This is a genomic window from Nocardia cyriacigeorgica NBRC 100375, from assembly GCF_000308555.1.
Lineage (GTDB): Bacteria > Actinomycetota > Actinomycetes > Mycobacteriales > Mycobacteriaceae > Nocardia > Nocardia cyriacigeorgica.
In genome coordinates this window covers 1-8,505 of the sequence record NZ_BAFY01000197.1, presented here as the reverse complement: position 1 = coordinate 8,505, position 8,505 = coordinate 1, and the positions used below count along the sequence as shown (strand labels likewise).

Below are 8,505 nucleotides of genomic sequence, written 5' to 3'. Positions count from 1 at the left end.
GCGCGATCGTCGGCCCGGGTGCGGTGATCATCAACTGCGCCGCCTTCACCAACGTCGATGCCGCCGAAACCGAGCAGACCGCCGCCTTCGCGGCCAATGAGACAGGCCCCGCGGTGCTGGCTGCGGTCTGCGCGCAGGTGGGGGCGCGGCTGATCCATATCTCCACCGACTATGTCTTCGACGGCGCCGCGACCCGGCCCTACGAGACGACCGACCGCACCGCGCCGCTGTCGGTGTACGGACAGTCGAAACTGGCCGGTGAACACGCGGTACTGGATTCGGCCGCGCAGGCGCACGTGGTCCGCACCTCCTGGGTGTTCCGCGCTGCCGGCGGCGACTTCGTGGCGACGATGCTGAAGCTCGAAAGCGAACGCGACACCATCGACGTGGTCGACGACCAACTCAGCTGCCCCACCTACGGCGGCGACCTGGCGCTGGGCCTGCTGGAATTGGCGCGCACACCACAGGCGCCGCGGCTGCTGCACGCCACCAATGCCGGTACCGCGAGCCGATTCGATCTGGCGCAGGCGGTATTCGCGGGCGTCGGGGCCGACCCACAGCGGGTGCGGCCGTGCGATTCCTCGAAATTCCCCAGACCCGCTCGGCGCCCGGCGTATTCGGTGCTGTCGGGCGCGTCCTGGGCCGATGCCGGACTGACACCGCTGCGGGATTGGCGCTCGGCGCTCGACGACGCGCTCAGCCGCCGCTCAAGTTACGCTGGACCGCTGTGAGCCCCTCCGATTCCACGGGTCAGCCGAGCCTGGCCGTCGTCACGGTCACCTACTCGCCCGGCGAGCACCTCGAACACTTCATCAGCACGCTGGCCACCGCCACCGCGGAAAAGCCGCAGGTGATCCTGGCCGACAACGGCTCGGTCGACGGCGTGCCGGAAATGGTGGCCGAGGCCAACTCGCATGTGCGGCTGCTACGCACCGGAGGCAATATCGGCTACGGCGGCGCGATCAACCGGGCCGTGGCCGAACTGGACCCCGCGATCGAATTCATCGTGATCTCCAACCCGGATATCCGCTGGGGCAACGACGCCATCGATGAACTGCTGGCCGCCGCGCAGCGCTGGCCCCGCGCCGGTGCGCTCGGTCCGATGGTGCGCGAACCGGACGGCAGCATCTACCCGTCCGCGCGTTCGGTACCCGGCCTGCTCGACGGCGCCGGGCATGCCATCCTCGGCTCCATCTGGAAGTCCAACCCCTGGACCGTGCGCTACCGCCAGGAGAACGAGCAGATCTCCGAACGCACCGTGGGGTGGCTGTCGGGGTCGTGCCTGCTGGTGCGTCGCGCCGCGTTCGACGCCATCGACGGCTTCGACTCGCGCTACTTCATGTACATGGAAGATGTCGACTTCGGTGACCGGATGGGCCGCGCGGGCTGGCACAACGTCTTCGTGCCGAGCGCCGAGGTCACCCACGCCAAGGGCCACGCCGCGGGCAGGCATCCGGAGCTGATGCTGCCCGCCCACCACGCCAGCGCCTACCGCTTCCAGGCCGACCGGCATCCGCACTGGTGGCAGGCCCCGTTGCGGCTGGCGCTGCGGGTCGGACTTGCGGTTCGCTCCCGGATTGCGGTTCGATCTGCGCTGCGCGCGAAGGCGCGTGACGAAGCTTCGTGAGTGCACCGCTCGCGGACGATCCACTGTGAACAGAGGACCCTCGATGTCAGGACATTCAGGCACCGACGCCGTGATTCTGGTCGGCGGTCAGGGGACGCGGCTGCGTCCGCTGACCCTGTCGGCACCCAAGCCGATGCTGCCCACGGCCGGTCTGCCGTTCCTGACCCATCTGCTGGCCCGGATCGCCGAAGCGGGCATCACCCACGTCGTGCTCGGTACCTCGTTCAAGGCCGAGGTGTTCGAAGAACACTTCGGTGACGGCGCCGACCTCGGCCTCGACATCGAATACGTCACCGAGACCGAACCGCTGGGCACCGGCGGCGGCATCCGCAATGTGCTGCCCAAACTGCGCGCGGACAACGTCATGGTGTTCAACGGCGACGTGCTCGGCGGCACCGATCTCGGTGCGATCCTCGACACCCACGAGTCCACCAAGGCCGACGTCACGCTGCATCTGGTGCGGGTGAGCGATCCGCGGGCTTTCGGTTGTGTGCCGACCGACGAGAACGGCCGGGTCACCGCCTTCCTGGAGAAGACCCAGGATCCGCCGACCGACCAGATCAACGCCGGCTGCTACGTGTTCCGGCGCGAGTACATCGAGAAGATCCCGTCCGGGCGTCCGGTGTCGGTGGAGCGCGAGGTGTTCCCCGCGCTGCTCACCGAGGGCGCCAGGGTGCAGGGTCACGTCGACACCTCGTACTGGCGGGATATGGGCACGCCGGAAGACTTCGTGCGCGGTTCGGCGGATCTGGTGCGCGGAATCGCGCCCTCGCCTGCTCTGCCCGGTCAGCGCGGTGAATCGCTGGTGCACCAGGGTGCCGGTGTGGCGCCCGGCGCGTTGCTCATCGGTGGCACCGTGGTCGGCCGCGGCGCCGAGGTCGGTGCCGGCGCCCGCCTCGACGGCGCGGTGCTGTTCGACGGTGCCAGGGTGGAGGCCGGGGCGACCGTCGAGCGTTCGATCATCGGTTTCGGTGCCAGGATCGGCCCGCGGGCGCTGGTCCGCGACGCCGTCATCGGTGACGGCGCCAGTGTCGGTGCCCGTTGCGAGCTGCTGCGTGGCGCGCGGGTCTGGCCAGGGGTCGAGATCCCCGACGGCGGTATCCGCTTCTCCACCGACGTCTGAGTCAGGACGCCCACTTCTCCGGGTGCAGGAAATGCTGGGTGACGGCGGTGGCATGGCCGTGCCCGAAGCCGTGCTCGGTCTTCAGCCAGTCGACCAGCTCTTTGTGCGAGGCCCGGCCCGATTCGCTCATCGCCGTCTTCCAGTCATCGATGCTGCGGCCGTACTTGGCCTCGATGGCCGGGAAGTAGGACGCGGGGCCGTGCGGCTTGGTCATCGGATCTCCTGATCGTTCTCGCTTGTTCGTGCTACCCGTTCAGACGGGTACGGCGGCGCGGAATTCATCGCTTCCCGATCGTGTCGCCGGTCACACTTCGTGCGTATTCGGTACCGAAATCGAACAGGCCTTCGCCCGGTGCGCGGTCGGCGTTCGGACCGGATGCGAACCCGCGCACGGGACGTGCCCGGCGATCCACGGCACAATCGGGGGATGGCTGATGTCGTGGTGGTGGGGTCCGGGCCGAACGGGCTGGCGGCGGCGGTGGTGCTGGCGCGGGCCGGACTGTCGGTCGAGGTGTACGAGGCGCAGGACACCGCGGGCGGAGGGTGCCGGACCGCCGAGGTGACGCTGCCCGGCTTCCATCACGACACCTGCGCCGGCGCGCACCCGATGGCTTCGGCCTCGCCATTCTTCCGGGCCTTCGATCTCGCCGCGCACGGCGTGGAGCTGCTGACGCCGGAGGCGTCTTATGCGCATCCCCTCGACGGCGGCCGGGCCGGCATCGCCTGGCGCGATCTCGAGCGCACCGCCGATGGGCTGGGCGAGGACGGCCGGGCCTGGCGTTCGCTGTTCGAGCCGCTGGTGCGGGACTGGCCGCGGGTGGTGGACCTGGCCATGTCGGATATGCGGCATGTGCCCGCGCTGTCGCCGACAGCCGTGCGTTTCGGACTACGCATGCTCGAACAGGGTTCGCCGCTGTGGAATGTCCGATTCCGCGGGCAGGCGGCGCCCGCGCTGCTGTCGGGCGTGGCCACCCACGCCATCACCGAACCGCGCGCCCTGCCCGCCGTCGGGGCCGGGCTGCTGCTCGGCACGCTCGCCCACGCCGGCGGCTGGGTGATTCCACGCGGCGGCAGCCAGGTCATCGTCGACGCGCTGATCAGTGAGCTCGAGCGGCTGGGTGGACGGGTGATCACCGGGCATCGCGTCGATTCGCTGGCGGAGTTCGACCACGCCCGCGCGATCGTCCTCGATACCGCCCCGACCGAACTGTTGCGCCTTGGCGGCGAGCGGCTGCCGGACCGCTACCGGCGCAAGCTCGGGCGATTCCGCTACGGCGGCGCCGCGTGCAAGATCGATTTCGCGCTGTCGGGCCCGGTGCCGTGGCAGGCCGAGGGCTGCGCGTCGGCCGGGACCCTGCATCTGGTCGGCACCCGCGAGGAAGCGATGGCGGCCGAACGGGCCGTCGCCGCCGGGCGGCACGCCGAGCGGCCCTATGTGCTGTCCATCCAGCCCGGTGTGGTCGATCCCAGCCGGGCGCCCGAGGGCAAACACACCTTCTACACCTACGCGCATGTGCCCAACGGCTCCGACCGCGATATCAGTGACGCGGTGATCGCGCAGGTCGAACGGTTCGCTCCCGGTTTCCGCGATCTGATCCTTGCCACGAATGTGCGCACCGCCGCGCAGATGCCCGCCCACAACGCCAACTACGTCGGCGGCGACATCTCCGCGGGCGCGATGAACCTGCGCCAGACCGCCTTCCGTCCGCTGGCGCGCTGGAACCCCTACGCCACCCCGCTGCCCGGCGTGTACCTGTGCTCGTCGTCGACGCCGCCCGGACCGGGCGTGCACGGGATGTCCGGCCTGCACGCCGCCCAGCACGTGCTGCGTTCCCGCTTCGGTGTGCGCGCCGACCCGCTCGAGTTGCTGCGCGCGACCGCAGACAGCGTCTGAAATCGCACTGCCGGTCGTCGTCCGGCCGGTGATCATGGCGAGTCCCTGGATCGATTCACCCGCGAAGGCACCTGGCGGCGAAGGGGCGCTACTGGCAGGCGATCGGTCAGGCCGGCTGCGTCCGGTACAGGTCTGGCTCCAGGTAGATCACTCGCGCGGCAGGCACGGCGGCCCGCACTCGCGCCTCCGCGTCGTCGATCGCGGTCGCGATGGAGGCGATGTCCAGGCCGGGCGTGATGGCCACCTTCGCGGCAACCAGCAGCTCCTCCGGGCCCATGTACTGGGTCTTGAGGTGGATGATGCGGTCGATGCGTTCGCCGTCGACGAGGTTGGCGCGGATGGCACGGTCTTCCTCCGGAGTCGCGCCCTCGCCGATGAGCAGGCTCTGCATCTCGATGATCAGCACGATCGCGATCACCCCGAGCAGGCCGCCGATGGCCAGGGTGCCGATGCCGTCGAAGATCGCGTTACCGGTGATCATGGTCAGGCCGACGCCGGCGAGGGCGAAGATCAGGCCGATCAGCGCGCCGGTGTCCTCGAGCAACACCACCGGCAGCTCCGGGCTGCGCGAGTTGCGGATGAATCGCCACCAGCTCGCCTGGCCCTTGAGCGGACGCGATTCGCGCACGGCGGTGGTGAAACTGTAGGTCTCCAGGCCGATCGCGATCACCAGGATGACGACGGCGACCAGCGGTGAACTCAGCTCCTCCGGATGCTGGATCTTGTGGATCCCCTCGTAGATCGCATACACCGAGCCGAGGGTGAACAGCACCAGCGCGACGACGAACGAATAGAAGTAGCGGTTGCGGCCGTAGCCGAACTGATGCAGCTCGTCGGCCTCCTTCTCGGCGCGGCGCTGGCCGAGCAGCAGCAGGCCCTGGTTGGAAGTATCGGCCACCGAGTGCACGCCCTCGGCGAGCATGGACGCCGATCCGGTGATCGCCGCACCGACGAACTTGGCCACTGCGATGCCCGCGTTCGCCAGCAACGCGGCGACAATCGCCTTCTTCCCACCACTAGCCGACATTCGGCCGCCCTCCTGTTCGATGTGCCGCACCGTTGCCGTGGTGCGCGGTCGGAGTCCGATCGGTCCTTGCCGGACCGGACCGGGCCGCGACACAGACTATGCGAGTCGCGCACTGCTCGCTGCCGGAGGATCCGGATAGCGGCCGGAAGTGTCGGCTAACCCGCGTGGAACCGGTCAGGGCGTGCCGCCGACACAGGCGCAGAACACCTGGGCCGGACCGTCGACGGCCTGCGCGCGGACGTCGCTGTCGGCGGCCGAGATCCAGGCCGCGGCACCGCGTTCGAGCATCAATTCGGATCCGCCCTGCAACAGTCGTACCGACCCCTCGGTGCACAGCACGATGCCCGGCCCGGCCTCGGTGAGCGGCACCAGCGCCGAACCAGCGGTCAGATCGAAACGGCGCAGCGCGAATTCCGGTGCGGGCGTGCGGTAGCGCACCGATCCGTCACCGGCCGGTTCGGGCAGCACGATCGGTAGGTCGATCGGTTCGAAGTCCAAGACCCGCAACAACTCCGGGACGTCGACGTGCTTGGGGGTGAGGCCACCGCGCAGGACGTTGTCGGAGTTGGCCATGATCTCGACGCCGAGCCCGCGCAGGTAGGCGTGCAGATTGCCGGCGTCGAGGAACAGGGCCTGACCGGGTTCCAGGGTCAACCGGTTGAGCAGCAGTGCGGCCAGGACCCCGGCATCGCCCGGGTAGTTCTCGGCCAGCTCCAGCGCGGTCCTCGCCTCGGCGGCGAACTTGCGTTTGCGGCTGGACAGATAGCGCACGCAGCCGTCGAGTACCTGCGGCAACAGCGTGGCGAGTACGTTCTGCGGCAGCGTGATCCAGGTGGTGAACAGGGTGCGCAGCCCGGCCGAATCCGGTTGGGCGGCGAGCAGATCCGCGTACGACTCCAGGGCCGCGACATCGAGGGCGCGCAGCAATTCCACCGTACGTTTGGGTTCCCGGAATCCGGCCAGCGCCTCGAACCGGTCCAGCGCCACCACCAGTTCCGGCTTGTGGTTCTCGTCGCGGTAATTGCGCATCGGTGAATCCAGCGGCACCCCGGCCTGGTTCTCCCGGTGGAAGCCCGCCGCGGCCTGCGCGGAACTGGGATGGGCCTGCAGCGACAACGGCTCCTCGGCGGCGAGGATCTTGAGCAGGAACGGCAGACGGCCCCCGAATTCCGGTGCGGCCGGGCCGAGTTCCCGATCCGGGTCCGCCGAGACCAGTTCCAGCAGCGAGGTGGTCGAGCCGTTGCCGATGCGCACCTGCGCCGGATCGGCGGGATGGGCCCCGAACCACAATTCGGCTTCCGGATGGGCCGAGGGAACCGGACGGCCGCACAGCTTGGCGAGCGAGGTGCGCGAGCCCCATGCGTAAGAGCGCAGCGCACCGACGAGTTCGTGCACTAGTAGCGTCCCCCGTCGAACTGGTCCGAGCCGAACTGTTCGGGGGCCGCACCGGTGGTGACTTCGCGGGCACCGATCAGGCGCAGGTAGGCGGCGGTCATTTCGAGTCGAAGGGCGAGTACGGCGAGGCGTTCCAGATCGCCGCCGCGCGCGCGGGCTGCACCCTCGGATTCCTCCGGCTCGGGGGCCGAGGGATCGGTGAGGTCGCTGCGCAGCAGGTCGAGATCTGCGGCCACCAGGTCGGCGTCGACCAGGCCGGATCCGGCGCCGGAGAAGATGGCGAGTTTGCGGCGTGCGGCCACCTCGTCCGGGTCGGTGCTCAGTACCAGCACCCGCATCCGCTCGACCGGGGCCGGACCGTCGAGCTGCTCGTCGTGGAACAGCGGATCGTAATCGGGAGCGGATTCGCCGGTCGCGGCGATCATCCGCGGATGTGCGGCGACCGCGCCCGCGAGATCGACCGCGGTGGCGATGCGTCCCGCCGACTGCAACAGCACCTCGGCGGCATGGCCTGCGAGTTCGGTGGCGGCGGGGGAATCGCCCGCGAGTACCAGCGCACGCTGCTGCATCCGGGTGGCCAGGGTCTTGGCCGGATTGCGGAAGGCCTCGTGCTGGGGGCCGTCGCGCAGCGCTTCGGCGTCCACCAGATCGGCCAGATCACCCAGCGCGGGCAGCGACGGCGCACTGCGGGTGGGGTCGATGGCACGCAGCACGGCGATGCCGATCGCGAGATAACGCAGCAGCCGGTTGTGATCGAGGACCGGCAGCCGCGGCGAGAGCAGCGCCGAACGGCCCGCGGCGACCGCGCGCAGCGGGCCCTCGTGCGGTGCGGCGACGATGACTTCCGCGCCGCGCCGCTGGGCCCGGTCGACGGCGTCGACGAGCCGCGGATCGCCCGCGTCGTCACCGGCGACCACCACCACATCGAGCGGCCCGACCCATGGCGGCACCGCGACGACGGGCACGATCGGCAGCCCGGCTTGATCGCCGAGTGCGGTGATGAGCAGTCGTGCCGCCCGGGTGGCCCGGCCGGGGCCGCAGACGAAGACCAGGCTGCGCGGGCGCAGACCGTCCAGCCGTTCCAGGATGCCCTCGTCGACGGCGGCCGCGGTGGCGCGGATCTGGGCGCCACCGGATGCGGCCGAGCGCAGGGCGCCGCCGCTGTCGGCTGCCTCGAGCGACTCCGCGTCGTCGAGGTCGAGCACCGGTGTTCCAGCGATCATCGGGCGTCCCACCTCCCCTCATCGCGCTGTGTTCGCCGTCGGCCCGCACCCTTCGATGTGCTGCCCACCGGGACCGTGCCACTCCGGATGGGGCCGGGCGAATCCAAGGTCTGTGCTTCCACTATTCCAGTCGGGAACCGACTATGCCCGGGATCCACGGTTGGGAAGATTGCTCTGCCCCGACGCTCGAATCCCGAGCGTGTGATTCCTTTCCTT

At 69.8% G+C, this 8,505-nt stretch carries 8 protein-coding genes; 4 read left to right on the top strand and 4 right to left on the bottom strand.

Annotation, left to right across the window (positions count from 1 at the left end):
* The 3 genes from rfbD to manB form a co-directional block, all read left to right on the top strand.
* Positions 1-731, top strand: a 731-nt coding sequence (gene rfbD / locus RJ05_RS19740; protein WP_036539214.1) for a dTDP-4-dehydrorhamnose reductase, incomplete at its 5' end; no start/stop codon positions are given.
* On the top strand, positions 728-1,627 hold the full coding sequence (locus RJ05_RS19735; RefSeq protein WP_051016747.1) for a glycosyltransferase family 2 protein: 900 nt from the start codon (positions 728-730) through the stop codon (positions 1,625-1,627). The genes rfbD and RJ05_RS19735, both read left to right, overlap by 4 nt.
* A 43-nt stretch (positions 1,628-1,670) precedes the next feature.
* Complete coding sequence (manB, locus tag RJ05_RS19730) at positions 1,671-2,750, top strand: mannose-1-phosphate guanylyltransferase (RefSeq protein WP_036539212.1); 1,080 nt, start codon at positions 1,671-1,673, stop codon at positions 2,748-2,750.
* Position 2,751: 1 nt separating this feature from the next.
* Here manB and RJ05_RS19725 read toward each other — a convergent pair whose 3' ends face one another.
* Entirely contained in the window at positions 2,752-2,964 is a 213-nt protein-coding gene (locus tag RJ05_RS19725; protein WP_036539210.1) for a DUF4287 domain-containing protein, read from the bottom strand.
* Positions 2,965-3,177: 213 nt separating this feature from the next.
* Here RJ05_RS19725 and RJ05_RS19720 point away from each other — a divergent pair, with 213 nt between their 5' ends.
* A complete protein-coding gene (locus RJ05_RS19720) occupies positions 3,178-4,644 on the top strand; it encodes a phytoene desaturase family protein (protein ID WP_036539208.1) in 1,467 nt (488 codons plus the stop codon).
* A 106-nt stretch (positions 4,645-4,750) separates the two neighbouring features.
* Here the strand turns inward: RJ05_RS19720 and RJ05_RS19715 are convergent, their stop codons facing one another.
* The 3 genes from RJ05_RS19715 to RJ05_RS19705 form a co-directional block, all read right to left on the bottom strand.
* Positions 4,751-5,671 carry a cation diffusion facilitator family transporter gene (locus RJ05_RS19715; protein ID WP_036539216.1) on the bottom strand — a complete coding sequence of 307 codons (921 nt, stop codon included), beginning with the start codon at positions 5,669-5,671 and terminating at the stop codon, positions 4,751-4,753.
* Between the two features lie 174 nt (positions 5,672-5,845).
* Positions 5,846-7,066, bottom strand: a complete 1,221-nt coding sequence (gene manA / locus RJ05_RS19710; protein ID WP_036539205.1) for a mannose-6-phosphate isomerase, class I — start codon at positions 7,064-7,066, stop codon at positions 5,846-5,848.
* Positions 7,066-8,289 (bottom strand): hypothetical protein, encoded by a 1,224-nt coding sequence (locus tag RJ05_RS19705; protein ID WP_036539204.1) that lies wholly within the window; start codon positions 8,287-8,289, stop codon positions 7,066-7,068. Before RJ05_RS19705 ends, manA begins: the two co-directional genes overlap by 1 nt.
* Between the last annotated feature and the right edge of the window lie 216 nt (positions 8,290-8,505).